This window comes from Corynebacterium sp. UBA4397, assembly GCF_002390965.1.
Taxonomy (GTDB): domain Bacteria; phylum Actinomycetota; class Actinomycetes; order Mycobacteriales; family Mycobacteriaceae; genus Corynebacterium; species Corynebacterium flavescens.
The window spans coordinates 25874-42988 of record NZ_DGRD01000008.1 but is presented as its reverse complement, the minus strand read 5'-3'; the positions used below and the strand labels follow the sequence as shown (position 1 = coordinate 42988).

Here is a 17115-nt window from a genome sequence, read left to right as displayed (position 1 = left end):
CAAAAATATAGCTTTAGGAAGGCATCACTTCACCATGGCAGAAACTCCATACCGCCCCACCGGCGGTCGCCATCACGTAGTCGTCATCGGCGCCGGTTTTGGCGGGCTCAATGCCGTCAAGCACCTCAAGGGTGCAGACGTTGAGATCACTCTCATCGACAAGAAGAACCACCACCTCTTCCAGCCCATGCTTTACCAGGTTGCCACTGGCCTGATTTCTGCCGGAGAGATCGCTCCTTCCACCCGTCAGGTCCTGCGCGGACAAGACAACGCTCACTTCGTCAACGGCGAGGTCACCGACATCAATTTGGAGAAGCAGACCGTCACCGCAAATCTTGATGAGTTCGAGCGCACCTTTGCTTATGACTCGCTGATTATCGCCGCTGGTTCTGGCCAGTCTTACTTCGGCAACGATCACTTTGCTGAGTTTGCCCCCGGCATGAAGACCTTGGATGACGCACTCGAGCTGCGCGCCCGTATCCTCTCCGCCTTCGAAAAGGCAGAGCTCACGGATGATCCTGCAGAGCGCGAGCGCCTGCTCACCTTCGTCATCGTCGGCGCCGGCCCCACCGGCGTGGAGCTGACTGGTCAGATCGCCGAGCTGGCAAACCGCTCGCTGTCTGATGCTTATTCCAACTACGGCACCTCCGCAGCAAAGATTTACCTCCTCGACGGTGCACCCCAGGTGCTCCCTCCCTTTGGCAAGCGTCTTGGGCGCAAGGCTCAGCGCTCGCTCGAGAAGCTCGGCGTCGATGTTCGCCTCAACGCTATGGTCACCAACGTCGATGCTGACGCTGTGACTTATAAGGACATGAAGACCGAGGAGATCACCACCATCGCCGGTGCCACGAAGATCTGGTCCGCTGGCGTGTCGGCTTCGCCCCTGGGCAAGCTCGTTGCTGACCAGGCAGGCGTTGAGTCTGACCGCGCCGGCCGCGTGTCCGTTAATGAGGATCTCACCGTTGGTGAATACTCCAACGTTTATATCGTCGGCGACATGATTAGCCTCAACCGCCTCCCTGGTGTTGCCCAGGTGGCAATTCAGGGCGGCACCCACGCCGCCAAGCTCATTGAGGCCAAGGTCGACGAGGAGTCCACCGCCAACGAGAAGGAAGCTTTCGACTACTTCGATCGCGGTTCCATGGCCATCATTTCCCGCTTCAATGCCGTGATGAAGATTGGCAAGACCGAGATCACCGGCCTTCCTGCTTGGTTGGCGTGGTTGGGTCTGCACGCCTCCTACCTGGTTGGCTTCCGCAACCGCTTCGTCACCGTGGTCAACTGGCTGGGCAACCTTGTCTCTAGGGATCGCGGACACCTTAACTTCACCCTCCAGCAGCGTGATGCTCGCAACATCATCAACAAGGCTAACGAGAAGTAATTCTTTTCAAGGCTTTTTGATTTTTAAAGCTTATTGATTAGGCCTCTAGCCCCCGCTCTCCTGCAGCATGTGCCGCAGGAGAGCGGGGGCTTCGTTCGTTTTGCTTTCTTTCCCTTTCCCTTTACTTCCCCGCCCTTTCCTGCACCAAAATGCCCCAAAAATGCAGCACAGCACCCCATGTGCACGGCGCCTTGTGGAGACGTGCCAGACAACCTTCTCGGGGGGCCTTGGTGTGCAGATTTGCTAGAGTCGAAAGTGCAACCTGGGGTGCTGCAGATGCAGCTGAGATTAGACCCATAGAACCTGCACTTAGTTAGAACTAGCGAAGGGAAAGTTGTGGATAGCGCTTATTCACGCGCACGCGAAGCCGTGCGCAGTAATGCCCCACTCATTCAATGTTTGACAAATTCCGTGGTCATGGACGTCACGGCCAATGTCTTATTAGCTGCTGGAGCCAGCCCCGCCATGTGCGATACCCCGGAGGAAGCCGGTGCATTCGCGCAAGTCGCACAAGGAGTCTTAATCAACGCGGGGACGCCTTCACAAGAGTCTTATGCGGGCATGCGAGCGGCCATCGCCGGCGCTAATTCTGCTGGAACTCCGTGGGTACTGGATCCAGTCGGCGCAGGTGCCTTGGCCTACCGCACCGAGTTCATGCTGTCGATTCTCGGGGAAAAGCCTGCTGCCATTCGGGGCAATGCCTCTGAAATCATCGCGCTTTCCGGCGCCGGTGCTGGCGGCCGCGGCGTCGATTCCACGGACGGCGTCGATGCAGCCTTGCCTGCTGCCCTGGCCCTCGCGCGCCGCACTGGTGCGGTCGTGGCAGTTTCCGGTGAGCGCGATCTCATCGTTCGCGTCCAGGGTGGTAGCGAGCGGGCTGTTTATCTGCACAGCGGGGATCCGATGCTGCAGCTAGTCATCGGTACTGGCTGCTCCCTCGGTGCTCTCGTAGCTGCTTATCTTGCTGCTTGGCAGGACCCTTTTGAGGCAGTCCTAGCCGCCCATGCGCATATGGGTGCAGCCGGTCAGGTAGCTGCCAGCACATGCCATGCGCCCGGTTCCTTTGCCGTGGCGTGGATAGACGCGCTCTATGAGCTTGACGGTCAAGCCATCGCCTCGAGCGGCCGAATAGAAGAAATCGCGCAGGTATAACAGTGTCTGATTCATCAAGAGCCGGCGCAACAAGAGGCATTGATTGGTCCCTCTATCTCGTCACCGATCCCTACTTGGGCGGAGGCCGTGAGGAGGTTGTCGGCGTCGTCCAGCGCGCACTAACTGGCGGCGTTGGGGTGGTCCAACTGCGCGACAAGGAGGGCAGCGACGCCCAGGTCGAGGAAACCGCCCGGGAGCTGCTAGCGATTCTGGGTGATGTCCCGCTCTTTATCGATGACCGGGTTGAGGTTGCGGCTAAACTGGGCTGTCACCTGCACATAGGGCAAAATGATATGCCGCTTGCACAGGCCCGCGCGGCCCTTGGACCCGAGCAATTGATTGGCCTTTCTGTAGGAAGTGATGCCGATCTTGATGCCCTCGACGGGCTTGCAACGACCTCCCCACATCTTTTGCCGGATGTCGTCGGTATCGGCCCGGTGTTTAACACCGCTACAAAACTCGATGCGCCGTCTGGCCTCGGAGTGAAAGAGGCCAGACGCCTTGCCACTCGCGCGAGTGAGCGCGACATCCCAGCCGTGGCGATCGGCGGAATCAATGCCGACAGTGTTTCTTTCCTAGCAGGCTCGGTTTTCTCCGGGGTCTGCGTAATCAGCGCAATCATGGCGGCGCAAGACCCTGAAGCCGCCGCCCACACTCTCAAGGAGAAGTTTCATGGCTAAAAATCCAGACCGGGAATCCGCAGTCATTCCACGCGTACTATCCATCGCCGGAACAGATCCCACCGGCGGTGCCGGGATCCAGGCGGATCTCAAGTCCATCACCGCTGCAGGTGGCTACGGCATGAGCGTCATCACTGCCTTGGTCGCACAGAATACCCAAGGTGTGCGCAGCGTACATGTCCCGCCGTTGGATTTCTTAAAAGAGCAGCTTGCTTGTGTGGCGGACGATGTGGAGATTGATGCCATAAAGATCGGCATGCTCTCAAGCCAAGACATCGTCGCCGTGGTCTCTGAGTTTCTTACTGAGATTAATTCTGACAGTGATGCTGACGGTGATTCTGAAGCTGCTTCTCATCGCACGCGCCGGAGCATTCCGGTGGTGCTAGATCCGGTCATGGTGGCAACGAGCGGCGATCGCCTACTGGATGAGGCGGCGGAGGAGGCAGTGCGTAAGCTATGTCGGCAGGCCACCGTCATCACCCCTAATCTCAAGGAGCTGGCCGTGCTTACCGGCACGCCTGAGGCCACCACCCTCGAAGAGGCTATCGCCACCGCCCAGCACTGGGCGGAAGATGCTGGCACGACCGTCGTTGTCAAGGGAGGCCACCTTAGTTCCGGTGCGGCAGACAATGCGGTTGTAGAGCCCACGGGGGCCGTATACCGCGTGGCCTGTCCGCGAGTAGATACCGAGAATACTCACGGCACGGGCTGCTCGCTCTCTTCTGCCCTCGCCACCAAACTCGGCGCCGGGCACAGCCTGCCTGCCGCCTTGGAGTGGTCGACGCAGTGGCTGTACGAGGCCATCTCCTACGCTGAAGAGCTCCTTGTGGGCAAGGGTCATGGCCCGGTAGATCACGGCCACCGTGCCCGTCGCCTGAGTGTAGCTGCCTCGTCTGAGCCCCTGCGCCACTTCACCTCGCTCGAGTCAACACTGCCGGCGCCGCGTCCCCACGTGGCGGCCGCTGGGCCGCATACGCAACGTCTGTGGGATCTCACGGGTGACGCCTGGGAGCAGATAACGGCGTTGCCTTTCATCCGCTCGCTCGGAGAAGGTTCCTTGAGTCCGGAACACTTTTCTTTCTATCTGGATCAAGATGCCCAGTATCTCTCGCGCTACTCAAAGGCGCTGGCACGCTTAGCTTCCATGGCACCGGACGCGCAGGCACAGCTGCATTGGGCGGGCGGCGCGGCCGAATGCATCGAGGTCGAGTCGGCGCTTCATCGCGACTGGTTAGGTGGGCAAATAAGTACCGCGCCATCTCCTATTACCAATGCATACACGGACTTCCTCATCGCCGCGACCCATGGCGAGGACTACGTCATCGGCGTGGCAGCTGTCCTCCCCTGTTACTGGCTTTATGCCGAAGTAGGGCTTGAACTGGCGGGTCACAACCACCCAGAGCACCCCTACCACGACTGGCTCTCACTTTATGCAGGACAGGACTTCATTAACGGAGTGCGCGCCGCTATCGCAATTGCTGAGAAGGCTCTAGCGGCCGTGGACGAAATCACTCGCGAGCGTGCCTGCCGTGCTTATCTTTCGGCCGCTTTCCACGAGGTGGACTTCTTCGATCAGGCCGATCGTCGAGGCTAATCCAGGAGGTCTGCGCCCGGCCGAGAAAACACCGCGACGAGGAAAGTGGAGTTTTCACTAAAGCGGCGCAGATCCCAGGAAGAGAAGCGGAAGTCGAGGTTGAAGCCAACACTTTGCGCCAATTCGATGAAGTCTTCGAATAGCCATCCGCGGCCTTCTCCGAAGCCTGCGACGAAGCGTCCGCCAGGGTGCAGCGAATTAAAGATATTCCGCAGTGCCTGCTCTCTGCCTTCAACGGCGATGAACGCCATGACGTTTCCGGCCGCTACGGCGAGGTCGAAGTCGCCTTCGGGGACTTCATCGGTGGAGAGATCCCCGACTACCCATGTGCCTTCCGGATGATCTTCCTCAGCGTGGGCGATGAGAATGGGATCAACATCGACGCCGACCACGGTGTGCCCGCGGCGAACAAGCTCGCCGCCCAGCCGGCCGGATCCGCACCCTGCATCGAGGACCCTGGAGTGGCGTTCTACCATGGCATCGACCAAGCGCGCCTCGCCGTTAATGTCTTTTCCTTGGGCTTCCAGGATCTTCCACTTCCGAGCGAAGTTCTCCGAATGTGCAGGATTGGCTGAGGTAAGGTCTTTCCAAGTAGGCATGGAATCAGTATAGGCCTTGTATCGGTGTAGGCTTTAGTCCGCGCTAGATAGGCTCTCGCCTGCCATTGATTAAAGTGAAGGAGGCTCTCAGGATGCCCGCAGTACCGTCTCCATTTCGGCCACGCAAGAAAAGTGAGCCTCCGAAGGACTCCCTCATCAAGGTCCCCGTGGAGAGGGCGATCGAGCATTGCCGGGTATTCGTCGATGGTGAGGCGCTGCCCGGAGAATTCACTGCGCATTCTGCCATGAAGACCGTCGAAGAATACGGTCGCGGCTTCGTCTGGGTTGGCCTGCACGAGCCGCTCGAGTCTCAGATGACCAAGGTCGCCTCGGAGTTCAATATCCACGAACTCATCGTTGAGGACGCAGTGCAGGCGCACCAGCGCCCCAAGCTCGAGCGTTATGACGATCAGCTCTTCGTGGTGGCCCGCTCCGTCAACTACCGCGACCACGACGAAGTGGCGGATAAACGCCAGATCATTTCCACCGGTGAGATCCAGATGATCATCGGCTCCAACTTCATCATCACCGTCCGTCACTCCGCGAAGCTGCCCAACTTGGCCTACACGGTTCAAGATGAGCAGGATCTCGTTGAGCTGGGCCCGGTGGCGATGGCGTGGAAAATCCTGGACATGATGGTGGACCGCTACTCCGAGATCGTGCGCCTTATCGGGATCGAGGTCGATGAGATTGAAGAGGAGGTCTTTACTCCCCAGACCAAGTTCAACATCGACCGCATCTACATGTTCAAGCGCGAGATTCTAGAGATGAAGCACGCCATCGATCCGCTCTCCACGGCGCTGAAAGCGATGATCTCGGATCACAAGGATCTCATCTCGAAGACGATCCGTTCCTATCTGCGTGACGTCAACGACCACGAGCTCGTGGTCAAGGATCAGGTGGCTTCCTTCGACGAGCGCCTTAGCTCGCTTATCGACGCCTCCGTGGCCAAGGTAACCATGCAACAAAACACCGACATGCGCACGATTTCTGCCGTGGTCGGCATGTGGGCTGCTCCCACCCTCGTGGCCGGCATCTACGGCATGAACTTCGATATCATGCCGGAGCTGCACGTGGCCTGGGGCTACTACATGTCCTTGGGGCTGATGGTCTTCGTGGTTGCGGTTATGTTCTGGTGGTTCCGCCGCAACCACTGGCTCTAGCCTCTAGCCCCTAATCATCGTGCGCAGGGTGGTGCGCGCGACCAGTTCGCCGTCTTGGCGCATTTCGACGTTCCAGAGGTGCGTAGTCTGCCCAATCTGAATGGGAGTGGCCACAGCCTCGATGATTCCGGCGCTGACGGGTTTGATGAAGTCAGTGGAGTTATTCACTCCGACGGCGGGAGCCTGGGCTGCGACGATGCTGGCGATGGATGCCGTGGACTCCGCAATCGAGCAATAAAGCCCGCCGTTGGCCACGCCCCAGGGCTGGTGGTGCTCAGGGGTTACTTCCAGCTCGGAACGCACTTCACGTGCAGCGATATGGGTCAGGCGAATACCCAGTAGGGCTCCTAAGCCCATGTTGTTGCCGTTGAAGAGTTCGAGCTCTTCCGCCTTGAGCGGGCGCTGTCCCGCAGTGGCGATGAGTTTTTGCATGGCGGTTAAGTGTTCCATGCTTGGACAGGATACTGGGTTCGCGTGACGTAGACTATCCAGCATGACCAAAAAGAATGATCTCGCTCAGATAGGCGTAGTGGGTTTGGCCGTCATGGGTTCGAACCTCGCTCGCAACTTCGCCCGCAACGGCAACACCGTTGCCGTCTACAACCGCAGCCCGGAAAAGACCCGCGCACTCATCTCAGAGCACGGCTCCGAAGGCAATTTCATTCCTTCCGAGACCGTTGAGGACTTCGTCGCTTCCCTCGAGCGCCCGCGCAAGGCCATCATCATGGTCAAGGCCGGTGCGGCGACTGACGCTGTCATCAACCAGCTCGTCGAAGCAATGGATGAAGGCGACATCATCATCGATGGCGGCAACGCCCTCTACACCGACACCATCCGCCGGGAGAAGGAAGTGGCCGCCAAGGGCCGTCACTTCGTCGGCGCCGGTATCTCCGGCGGTGAGGAAGGCGCCCTCAATGGTCCTTCCATCATGCCTGGCGGTCCCGCCGAGAGCTGGGAGACTTTGGGCCCCATCCTCGAGTCCATCGCCGCCAAGGTCGACGGCGTGCCCTGCGTGACCCATATCGGCCCAGACGGTGCCGGACACTTTGTCAAGATGGTGCACAACGGAATCGAGTATGCCGATATGCAGGTCATCGGGGAGGCCTACCAGCTCCTGCGCTATGGCGCTGGCATGGAACCGGCAGAGATTGCGGAGACCTTCAAGGAGTGGAACTCCGGCGACCTCGATTCTTATCTCATCGAAATCACCGCCGAGGTTCTTGCCCAGACCGATCCGGATACCGGGCGCCCCTTGGTGGACGTCATCGTGGATGCGGCCGGACAAAAGGGCACCGGCCGCTGGACCGCCATCAACGGCCTAGAGCTTGGCGTGCCCGTCACCGCCATCGCCGAGGCAGTATTCGCCCGCGCTCTATCTTCCTCGGCGCAGCAGCGTCAGGCCGCCCAGGAAGGTGAGCTGCCCTCGGGTGACTTGCCTGCGCTCGACGTGGATAGGGCCGCGTTCATCGAGGATGTACGCCGCGCGCTCTACGCCTCCAAGCTTATCGCCTACTCCCAGGGCTTTGATGAGATCAAGGCTGGCTCCGATCAGTTCGATTGGAATGTCGATCCTCGTGATCTGGCCACCATCTGGCGCGGCGGATGTATCATCCGGGCCAAGTTCCTCGACCGGATCCGCGAGGCCTATGACAACAACGCCGATCTGCCCGCCCTCATTCTTGATCCCTACTTCAAGAATGAACTCGCTGGCCTCATAGATCCTTGGCGCCGCGTCGTCGTAGCCGCCACACGCTTGGGTCTTCCCGCACCTGTATTTTCCTCGTCGCTGTCTTATTACGACAGCCTGCGGGCCAAGCGTCTTCCTGCTGCCCTCATCCAGGCACAGCGTGACTACTTTGGTGCGCACACTTTCCACCGCGTCGACAAGCCGGGCGTCTACCACCTGGAATGGTCTGGAGATCGCTCCCTGACCCGCACCGAGAACTAGGAGCAACGCAAATAGGGCTAGTCCCAGGGCGGGCGATGCCGGGATCGTAGTGCGCTCGCTATAGACTTGAGCGCAATGACTACTTTTGCCGAACTCGGTCTCCCCCGCCCCATCACTAATGCCCTCTCCCGTCAGGGAATTGAGTCGCCCTTCCCCATCCAGGAAGCGGCGATCCCTGACGCCTTAGCCGGCAAGGACGTGCTCGGCCGCGGGCCCACAGGCTCAGGAAAGACTTTCACCTTTGGTCTGCCCATCATCGCCCGCTTGGCCGCTTCTGGTGCCTCCAAGCCGGGACGCCCCCGCGCGTTGATTCTGGCCCCCACCCGCGAACTGGCAACCCAAACCCAGCAGCGCCTCGATGAGCCGGCCAATGCCATGGGCCTGCGCGTGCTTTCTGTCGTAGGTGGCGTCAACATCAACCACCACATTCGTTCACTGGCACGCCCGGTAGATATTCTCGTGGCCACCCCAGGCCGCGCACAGGATCTCATCAATCAGGGCAAGCTTTCTTTCGCCGATGTTGAGATTACCGCGTTGGACGAGGCCGATCAGATGGCGGACATGGGCTTTCTTCCCCAGGTACGCAAGCTTTTGGCTCTAACGCCCCAGCACGGCCAACGCCTACTGTTTTCAGCCACCCTTGACGGAGACGTCAATAAGCTGGTCAACCAGTTCATGCACTCCCCCGTCACCCACTCCACTGCCCCGGTTGAGGCTGCGGTGGACACCATGGAGCACTTCCTAGCTCTGGTTGGGGACCGCGATGGCCGCAACGAAGTCGTGCTGCGTTTGGGCGCGCGCGCTGGCAAGACCATCATGTTCATGCGCACCAAGCACGGCGTTGACCGCCAGGCCAAGAAGCTACGCCGAGTGGGAATCAACGCCTATCCACTCCACGGCGATAAGGGCCAAGGCGCGCGTACCCGTGCCATCGAAGGTTTTAGCAGCGGAGAGATTCCCGTCCTCGTAGCAACGGACATCGCCGCGCGCGGAATCGACATCAACGATGTATCCCTCGTTGTCCACGTCGATCCGCCAGCCGAGCACAAGGCTTATCTCCACCGCGCCGGGCGTACTGCCCGTGGTGGCGCCTCTGGCAAGGTCATCACTCTGGTGCTCGATGAGCAGCGCAGCGAAGTCAACAAGCTCATCAAGAAAGCCGGCGTCGAGGCCACAACCCTCGATCTCACCACGCGGGAGAATCCTGCCAGCGCTCCGGAGCTCGCCCAGATAACTGGCGCTCGTAAGCCTTCGGGCACCCCTTTGCCCCCTCCGGGTCAACCGGCACAGCAGCCCTCAAAGCCCAAGGGCCGCAAAGACGGTAGCTTCGAGTCCACTGGTGGCAACCACGGTGGGCGCGGAGGCCGCGGCGGAAACAGCCGGCGTGGCGGCGGGCGTAGTGGCTCGCGGCGCGGCTCTGGTGATAACGCCGGTGGCCGCGGACGTGGCCAAGGCTCGGCGTCTCGTCATGGCGGTGGCAATCGTCGCAGCGGCGGGCGCTCCGGACAGCGCTAAAGCCGCGCTATGTCGTGGGCTTTAGCCCCGTTGTTTGTCAAGAAGTAGGTGAAGGGACGCTCGTGGAAGTACTCGAGCCGGCACAATGGCGCGCCGCAATGCAGCGCCACCAAGAACGGGCGGATGATCGTCTTTCTCGATACCGCCACGCAGGTGGCTATCATCCCGTCTTCGACTTTCTTTTTGAGTACTACCCTGTCCGTCCCTCTCATCTGCGGCGCTGGCACCCTGGTTTCGGCTTCACTCTCGCTGTAGACGGTGGCGAACCCGCACCGCATGCTCAGTGGCGTGACTATCACCGCACAGATCAGGGTATAAGTCTCGACCTCGCGGAATTCTGGGCCCGTCGCGGTGAATCAGTTACCTTCATGCGCGACTTTCTTTGCAAGAGTGCAGAAAACCCCACCTCCTTCGACTGCTTCGGGCTCCACGAATGGGCCATGGTTTACCGTTCCGAGCAGCCGCGACACAGCCTGCCCTTGCGTTTAGGCGCACAGGGAACAGATACGGTAGTAGAAAGCCACCGCATTAAATGCACGCATTTTGATGCCTATCGCTTCTTCACCGAGCCGGCCCGCCCCCTCAACCTCACAGTCTTGTCGCGGGAACGCCAACCAGCAGATGATCAGTGTGGATGCGTGCATGCCACTATGGATCTCTATAAGTGGGCATGGAAGCTCGGCCCTCTTATCCCCGGAGAACTCTTCCTCGATTGCTTCGATATTGCTGTGCAGGCCCGCATTCTCGATATGGAGGCCTCACCTTATGACTGCCGCGATCTTGGCCTCGGTGTAGTGGCTATCGAGACCCCTGAGGGCAAGGCCGAGTATGTGCACCGGCAGCGCGCCCTATCTGCAGCGGCGAAACCTTTAAGATCCCGGCTTGTCTCCCAAATCGACCGTGCCTACGCGGCTACACTGGATTACTAAAGTTCGCTTTGCCAAGTGAGTGAGCTTAGGAAACGAGTACGCAGCTCACCGCCGCGCGCAGGTATTCTAAGCAGGCTCTAAAGCAATGGCCTTAGACAAGTAGCAACCATTGTATGCTGCGGCATCAGCCCCGCGGCAGGAAGGACTCGTTTCTCTATGGGACGGCACGCCAGCGCTAGAAAATCCTTTGCCATATCCACATGGCTCATCTCCGTCATCGCAATCATCGCCTTGCTGCTTGTGGCCGGCTCAGTGTGGTTACTGAGCTCACGCGGTGGCCAGGAGGGGGATTCTTCCGCCGCTGCAGACTCGAGTCAGAACACAGCGGCCCAAACCACCGCACCCGCGACCTCTGTTGCGCCCTCGAGCACCGAGTCTTCTCAATTATCTTCCGCCGCGCCCACGCCACAGGCCCCACAGGATTCTAAAGCAACGGCGCTCGATACCCTCGTGCTGATCGATACCTCCGAGGCCATGGCTCCCGGCTTCGAGTCGGTCTCGGCTGCGTTGTCCGGCACTGCGCAAACTCTAGGCACTGATGGAAAATCGGTGGCATTGTGGAACTATTCTTCGCCGCTTTCTCCAGGTGCAACAGTGGGCTACCGCGATAACTTGGGCTTTGGTGATGGCAACGCGGTCGCTGGAACTCTTGATAGGTTTGGCACCGGCGGCGTGCCCCAGACTCGCAGCGCAGTGCTGGCAGCGCTAGATTCCGCCTCACAGCGCTCTGCCGAGTCCGGGCAAGACACTCGCGTCCTCGTAGTCACCACGGGTACGCAACAAGACATGGATGATGCTTCCTTCCGAGATGCGCTGGCTTCGAGAAAGGGAGATAGTGTGAAGCTCTCAGTCGTCACCATCGGCGGGGAGAAGGACGCATTGCTTGGTGAGCTCGCAGACTCTCACGCTGAGGTTACGGACGCCAACGATAGCGCAGCATTGAATAAGGCCCTCGCGCAGGCCACTGGAGTCTAGAGAAAACACCAAAGTCCCCCAGAGCTCCAAGCATCACGTGAGTGAGAATGTTTGGAGCCCTGGGGGACTTGCCTCTTGAGCTAGGAAGTTTTGCGGTGGCGGCGTGCAGCGAGCTCGTCTACTCCAATGACTATTTCGCCATCAAGATCGTTGACGCGCTCTGCGGGGAAAGCAGCAATGGTTCCAGAAAGCTCTTTGAGGATTCCGGGCACGGCGATGCCGAATACCCCTTGCCCGCCGGCGAGGAGGTCAATCACCTCGTCGTTGGAGCGGCACTCGTAGACGGTAGTGCCGTCCGAGACCAACGTGAGCTGTGCTAGGTCGTTGACGCCGCGATCCCGCAGGCCCTCGACGGCAAGGCGAATATTCTGCAGGGAAATTCCTGTATCAAGCAGACGCTTGACAATCTTCAGGACGAGGACGTCCTTGAAAGAGTACAAACGCTGGGATCCGGAGCCGCGTGCAGTACGAATGGAGGGATTTACCAGATTGGTGCGCGCCCAGTAATCGAGCTGGCGGTAGGTAATGCCAGCAACCTGGCACGCGATAGGGACGCGGTAGCCTACCTCTTCGTCGGGGCCCACATCAAACAAGGACTCTTGGACGTAGGCGCCGGCATCCTGGTGCTCATCATTCATACTCACGTGTTTTCTCCAATGATTATTTCAAAGCCCTAAAGCTCAATTAAAGGCGAAGGGCTCATAGAACGTCAAGAGCCTTCAGCCTAACTCTCAAGTTAAACTTTAGACCTCGTCGTCATCATTGTCATCATTAATAACACGCGTGTCATTATTTTCTTCATCATCGTGTCCGCTTAAGAAATCCTCTTCCGAGACACCAAGGGAACGCATCATCTCTTCGAAGTCGGCATCTGCCTGCGGGTTTCCGGATGCAGAGGTCTCAAGACCACTGCCCTGAGCACTCACCTCCCTCTCCTCGCCGGGAGAGTCAACAAAAGTTAATCCAAAATACTCCTGCAAGTCATCTGCGCTGACATACACGGCTGTCTGCGCGAGGATATCCTCATCGATGCTAAATGCAATACCGAAGTGTTCCGAAAGGACAATGGCATCACTCGGGCGGCAATCATAGTTCGCACCGTCGGTGGTGGATACGTCCACCATGAAGGTTCCCTCGAAGTGACTACTGATGCGGATGCTATCTATACCGCCGTGCTCCTCAAGGACATCAATGAGCAGATCATACGTGTCTGGGCGGCTGCTGCTAAATCCACCCGTGTGGGAAAGCGCGCGAGCCCCATCCACCGGGGAGAGCCAGATGGGAAGGATCTTCTCCCCCTCCACCCAGCGAAAGACCGCACAGAGGTCATTTTCAGGTTCCATGTCATGGATACCTGCGAACTCGAGAACTACGTCATTCATAACGTCCACTTTCCCACAAAAGAAAGGCCGAGTGTTAAGGCTTAGGAGTTGTATTCATTACGTAGGTCAGTCTTGACCAAAGTGGCGTGGAGCGAAACCACCAGAGCGGTCATCTGCTGCGAAAGCTCCTCGGCCTGCTGGCGAGCGGTATCGGCCTTAGAATTGGCCACCGGAGAGGCTACCTGAGAGATCAGATCTGCCTGCCGGCGCGCATTATTGCGCAAGGACTTCAGCTGCCTGGTATCGAACCCAAAGGCCCGTAGAGCAATCGCGGCGGAGGCCACGGCCACATCATCGGTGTTGAAGAAGCCCGAGGAATCCGGAGAAATCAGACCAATCTTGTACAACTCCGCCACGTCTTGCTCGCTGCACCCAGCCTGGTTCGCCACATCCGTGTCCGTCAACCGGGTGATGGTAGGCGCTTTAAACTGCTCCGGCGTCACCAGCGGTTCGGTCTTGCCAGCGGAGACAATAGCCGTGACCTGCCCGGAATCTAGGGCCTCGAGCTGTTCACGGATGACCTTAAGTGGTGTGTAGTTATCCCGTTGGGTGGTCAGGATGTAACGCAGCCGATCCACGTCCTCCTGAGTAAAACGGCGATAGCCAGAGACTGTGCGCTGGGGGCTGATGAGCCCTTCAGATTCCAAGAAACGAATCTTGGAGACGGTCACCTCAGGAAATTGCGCATGCAGACTCTCCAAGACCACGCCAATGGACATGGTCTTGGCCTTCGTGGCCTTAGCCTCGGACTTCCGGCGAAGGGCGGAAGCTGGGTTCGGTGCTGCGTTTCGGGCTGCTGCGCTCACTATGTGTCTCTTGTAGCTCTTCTGATAGTTGGGGTCATTATGCTTGGGAAGGCGCACGCCCGTGGCGTGCCCCTCATCACCCTAGGGTCTGTGACTCACAGGTTACTACTTCTCGTTGGCGATGAATACTAGCCGGAACTTGCCAATCTGGATCTCGTCCCCGACCTCAAGGACCTGCGAGTTGCGCGGCTCGCGGTTAACGTAGGTGCCGTTGAGGGATCCCACGTCAACGACCTCAAACTTGCCATCATTGATGCGGAACTCTGCGTGACGGCGTGAGACGGTGACATCATCCAAGAAGATGTCAGCCTCTGGGTGGCGTCCCGCGGTGGTGGTCGGCTGATCAAGAAGGAAGCGGGCTCCCGCATTGGGGCCCCGCTTGACGACGAGCAATGCTTGCCCCTCCCCTAGGTTCTCGATGCCCGTTGCGGAGGTGGCAGTGCTATCTGCCGCCGCGCCGTTTTCCATCTCCTTCAAGAGATCTGCGCGGAACACAGAAGTGGTTTCAACCTGTGGTTCCGGGGTTCCGGTCTTCTCGCTCATTGTTACCTCCGAATTTTTCGGAAACTATTCCGATCGTTTAATGACTTATACCAATAATAGCGATTAAGCCTGGGCTATGGTCATCGCTTGCTAATTTGTTTCACCGAAAGATATTACCGATGCTGCTCAGCACCGAATTGCCCGCCCCCGCCAGGGGGTTATCCGAAACCATATACGTCCAGGTAGCGGACGGTCGCGCGAGTCCCTCCTCGTCCAGGTGGGCGCCGTCAGTGTCAATCCTCACTTTTTGGAAGGTCTCCACTGAGTCGTCGACAGCGCGCTGGGCAAGCTCTTTGAACTCCCTGACAGCAATCCGGTGGTACTCATCAATGGGGGTCTCCCGGGCGATGGCACGCAGGTGGATCGACTCCCTGACATCATCCATGAGCTCGAGGTGATCGGCCCACGCCAGGTCGAGGTGGAAGAGCATGATCTCACGTGCGGCGGTGATCTTCGTCTCTAGCGGCACGTCCGCCAACTCGGCTGCCCGCTGCGGCGCGCGTTTTTCCAGTTCCTGCCACGCGGCATCGCTATCGAGGAGTTGGGCTCTGCGCTCGTCGATGATGATGCGCTGATCCGCGAGCAGCTGATTGTACTTCCAGGTTTGAGCGTGAATCTCTAGCAACTGCCCCTCGGTAACCCGTTGGCAGTGTGCCACGAATTCTTGGGCCCGTTTGGACTCGATGCGCCCATCTGCACCGGGTTGAACCCGTAGTTCCTCGCCCTCCCCACCTTGGCGCACTACGTCGTCCTCCAAGGAGACAAAGAACAGAGAAAGGCCGGGATCACCCTGGCGTCCGGCTCGGCCCCGCAGCTGATTATCTAATCGGGAGGTTCGATAACGCGCCGTGCCGATAACGGCCAGGCCTCCCAGCTCGGCCACACGGTCGTGGTCCGCCTCGTCGGCCCCACCTAGTTTGATGTCCGTTCCGCGACCAGCCATCTGGGTGGAGACGGTGACGCGCCCGATGTCTCCTGCCTCGGCTACAATGCGCGCCTCCTCAGCATCGTTCTTCGCGTTGAGAACGCTTGGATCCATGCCCCGAGCGCGCAGCGCCTCAGCTAGTTCCTCCGACTCAGCGACGTCGTGAGTGCCCACGAGGACGGGCTGTCCCGTGGCGTGAATCGCGGCGATCTCCTCAACGAGGGCGGCATACTTCTCCGCCAAGGTGGCGTAGATACGATCCGCCTCGTCGAAGCGACGCAATTCCTTGTTGCGATCGATGACGGAGACATGGAGCCCATAGAACTGCCTCAGCTGGTCCGTTGCCTCGACCGCCGTGCCAGTCATCCCACACACCCGCGGGTAGCGCCGCATGAGTTCTTGCAAGGTGAGCGTATCGAGGATGCGACCCCCGTCGGAGACCTCGAGGCCCTCCTTGGACTCGACGGCCGCCTGCAGGCCGTCTGGCCAGCGCTGTAGGTCTGCGACGCGGCCGCGGGAGGCGTCGATAAGCTGCAGGCCACCGTCGACCACGATGTAGTGGACGTCACGAATGAGCAGGGCTCGCGCGTGCAGCGCGAGATTGACCTTCACCAAGATGGCGCCAATGTTTTCTTCCGAGTAGAGGGAATCTATTCCCAGCTCGCGCTCGACCTTGCCCGCGCCATCCTCCGTCAGGGACACGGTGCGCCCATCCTCGGCCACGCGGAAGTCGCTATCTTCCTTAAGCCGCGCGACGACCGCTGTGATCTGCCCCGTGGGATCGGTTCCCGGGCGGCTGCCGGCCAAGACCAAGGGAACGAGTGCTTCATCCACCAACACGGAATCTGCCTCGTCGACCAAGGCCACCTGGGCCGGGGCCTGCACAGTCTGCGAGCGATCACTTATCTGGTTATCACGCAAAACATCGAAACCGAGCTCGTTGACTGGGGCGTACACAATATCAGCCAAGTAGGCCTCGCGGCGGGCGCCCGGTGCCAACTTCTCGGTGACCGATGACACAGACAGGTCGAAGAACTCCACCAGTGGGCGCATCCATTCCGCGTCGCGCACCGCGAGATAGTTATTGACGGTGACGAGGTGAACGCGCTGGCCCGTGAGTGCGAAGCCCGTCGCGGCCATCGCCCCGACCAAGGTCTTGCCTTCTCCCGTGGCCATCTGAATAACGTCCCCGCTTAAGAGGCGAAGCACCGCTTGGGATTGCACGTTGAATGGAACTAGCCCGAGCTTGCGCTCAGCAGCCACGGCTAGGCAGGCCAAGAGAGCGGGCTTATCCTTAACCTCGCCGCCACACACAGCCCCGCGGGCGAGCTGCGCCACCTCCTCGTCGCTAAGATCACGCAGCCGGGAGTGAGCCGCGGCGGAATCCTCCACTATGGCCTTGGACTTCTTATCATTGCGCTCGGATTGCGCCCCCATCGCCTTCCAAAACCAATTGAATGCGCCCATGGTCTCATTCCTCCTCGTGATGTAACGCTTCTGACTGTAGTTGACCGTGTTGTAGC

At 59.4% G+C, this 17115-nt stretch carries 14 protein-coding genes, 1 pseudogene and 1 riboswitch; of the genes and pseudogenes, 8 read left to right on the top strand and 7 right to left on the bottom strand.

Annotation, left to right across the window (positions count from 1 at the left end):
* Positions 1–34 precede the first annotated feature (34 nt).
* From B2696_RS02180 to B2696_RS02165, 3 genes and pseudogenes are all read left to right on the top strand, one after another.
* Positions 35–1381, top strand: coding sequence for an NAD(P)/FAD-dependent oxidoreductase (locus tag B2696_RS02180; RefSeq protein WP_276622108.1), 1347 nt, complete (start codon positions 35–37; stop codon positions 1379–1381).
* Positions 1382–1634: 253 nt separating this feature from the next.
* Positions 1635–1730: riboswitch (TPP riboswitch) on the top strand.
* A complete protein-coding gene (gene thiM / locus B2696_RS02175) occupies positions 1718–2533 on the top strand; it encodes a hydroxyethylthiazole kinase (RefSeq protein WP_286953715.1) in 816 nt (271 codons plus the stop codon). (Overlaps the previous riboswitch by 13 nt.)
* A 38-nt stretch (positions 2534–2571) precedes the next feature.
* Positions 2572–4807 (top strand): annotated as a pseudogene (locus B2696_RS02165) (bifunctional hydroxymethylpyrimidine kinase/phosphomethylpyrimidine kinase).
* Here B2696_RS02165 and B2696_RS02160 read toward each other — a convergent pair.
* Positions 4804–5406, bottom strand: coding sequence for a class I SAM-dependent DNA methyltransferase (locus B2696_RS02160; RefSeq protein ID WP_286953711.1), 603 nt, complete (start codon positions 5404–5406; stop codon positions 4804–4806). The pseudogene B2696_RS02165 and the gene B2696_RS02160 overlap by 4 nt on opposite strands.
* Before the next feature lie 92 nt (positions 5407–5498).
* Between B2696_RS02160 and corA the strand changes: the two genes are divergently transcribed.
* Positions 5499–6569 carry a magnesium/cobalt transporter CorA gene (gene corA, locus B2696_RS02155; protein ID WP_075729785.1) on the top strand — a complete coding sequence of 357 codons (1071 nt, stop codon included), beginning with the start codon at positions 5499–5501 and terminating at the stop codon, positions 6567–6569.
* Between the two features lie 3 nt (positions 6570–6572).
* On the opposite strand, the gene B2696_RS02150 is transcribed toward corA, so the two are convergent.
* A complete protein-coding gene (locus B2696_RS02150) occupies positions 6573–7019 on the bottom strand; it encodes a PaaI family thioesterase (protein ID WP_276622121.1) in 447 nt (148 codons plus the stop codon).
* Between the two features lie 43 nt (positions 7020–7062).
* On the opposite strand from B2696_RS02150, the gene gndA reads away from it, so the two are divergent.
* The 4 genes from gndA to B2696_RS02130 all read left to right on the top strand — a co-directional run bounded on the left by gndA (position 7063) and on the right by B2696_RS02130 (position 11936).
* A complete protein-coding gene (gndA, locus tag B2696_RS02145; protein WP_075729783.1) occupies positions 7063–8517 on the top strand; it encodes an NADP-dependent phosphogluconate dehydrogenase in 1455 nt (484 codons plus the stop codon).
* A 75-nt stretch (positions 8518–8592) separates the two neighbouring features.
* Positions 8593–10032 (top strand): DEAD/DEAH box helicase, encoded by a 1440-nt coding sequence (locus tag B2696_RS02140; protein WP_286953709.1) that lies wholly within the window; start codon positions 8593–8595, stop codon positions 10030–10032.
* Positions 10033–10094: 62 nt separating this feature from the next.
* Positions 10095–10961: a 3-methyladenine DNA glycosylase gene (locus B2696_RS02135; RefSeq protein ID WP_376778852.1), complete on the top strand. Its 867-nt coding sequence runs from the start codon at positions 10095–10097 to the stop codon at positions 10959–10961.
* A gap of 156 nt (positions 10962–11117) precedes the next feature.
* Complete coding sequence (locus tag B2696_RS02130; RefSeq protein ID WP_286953708.1) at positions 11118–11936, top strand: vWA domain-containing protein; 819 nt, start codon at positions 11118–11120, stop codon at positions 11934–11936.
* 80 nt (positions 11937–12016) lie between these two features.
* On the opposite strand, the gene B2696_RS02125 is transcribed toward B2696_RS02130, so the two are convergent.
* From B2696_RS02125 to secA2, 5 genes are all read right to left on the bottom strand, one after another.
* Positions 12017–12574, bottom strand: coding sequence for a MerR family transcriptional regulator (locus tag B2696_RS02125; protein ID WP_075729780.1), 558 nt, complete (start codon positions 12572–12574; stop codon positions 12017–12019).
* A gap of 105 nt (positions 12575–12679) precedes the next feature.
* On the bottom strand, positions 12680–13318 hold the full coding sequence (locus tag B2696_RS02120; RefSeq protein WP_286953707.1) for a bifunctional nuclease family protein: 639 nt from the start codon (positions 13316–13318) through the stop codon (positions 12680–12682).
* Positions 13319–13359: 41 nt separating this feature from the next.
* Positions 13360–14037, bottom strand: coding sequence for a MerR family transcriptional regulator (locus B2696_RS02115; protein WP_084559258.1), 678 nt, complete (start codon positions 14035–14037; stop codon positions 13360–13362).
* Positions 14038–14229: 192 nt separating this feature from the next.
* Positions 14230–14667, bottom strand: coding sequence for an oxoglutarate dehydrogenase inhibitor Odhl (gene odhI, locus B2696_RS02110; RefSeq protein WP_075729777.1), 438 nt, complete (start codon positions 14665–14667; stop codon positions 14230–14232).
* A 100-nt stretch (positions 14668–14767) separates the two neighbouring features.
* Complete coding sequence (secA2, locus tag B2696_RS02105) at positions 14768–17059, bottom strand: accessory Sec system translocase SecA2 (RefSeq protein ID WP_286953706.1); 2292 nt, start codon at positions 17057–17059, stop codon at positions 14768–14770.
* Positions 17060–17115: the final 56 nt, after the last annotated feature.

Bases quoted from the DNA above. Each gene is read 5' to 3' on its own strand.
- odhI (WP_075729777.1), bottom strand. From the start codon at position 14,667: ATGAGCGAGAAGACCGGAACCCCGGAACCACAGGTTGAAACCACTTCT.
- B2696_RS02115 (WP_084559258.1), bottom strand. From the start codon at position 14,037: ATGTCCATTGGCGTGGTCTTGGAGAGTCTGCATGCGCAATTTCCTGAG.
- gndA (WP_075729783.1), top strand. From the start codon at position 7,063: ATGACCAAAAAGAATGATCTCGCTCAGATAGGCGTAGTGGGTTTGGCC.
- B2696_RS02160 (WP_286953711.1), bottom strand. From the start codon at position 5,406: ATGCCTACTTGGAAAGACCTTACCTCAGCCAATCCTGCACATTCGGAG.
- B2696_RS02120 (WP_286953707.1), bottom strand. From the start codon at position 13,318: ATGAATGACGTAGTTCTCGAGTTCGCAGGTATCCATGACATGGAACCT.
- B2696_RS02150 (WP_276622121.1), bottom strand. From the start codon at position 7,019: ATGGAACACTTAACCGCCATGCAAAAACTCATCGCCACTGCGGGACAG.
- B2696_RS02125 (WP_075729780.1), bottom strand. From the start codon at position 12,574: ATGAATGATGAGCACCAGGATGCCGGCGCCTACGTCCAAGAGTCCTTG.
- B2696_RS02180 (WP_276622108.1), top strand. From the start codon at position 35: ATGGCAGAAACTCCATACCGCCCCACCGGCGGTCGCCATCACGTAGTC.
- secA2 (WP_286953706.1), bottom strand. From the start codon at position 17,059: ATGGGCGCATTCAATTGGTTTTGGAAGGCGATGGGGGCGCAATCCGAG.
- B2696_RS02130 (WP_286953708.1), top strand. From the start codon at position 11,118: ATGGGACGGCACGCCAGCGCTAGAAAATCCTTTGCCATATCCACATGG.
- B2696_RS02140 (WP_286953709.1), top strand. From the start codon at position 8,593: ATGACTACTTTTGCCGAACTCGGTCTCCCCCGCCCCATCACTAATGCC.
- corA (WP_075729785.1), top strand. From the start codon at position 5,499: ATGCCCGCAGTACCGTCTCCATTTCGGCCACGCAAGAAAAGTGAGCCT.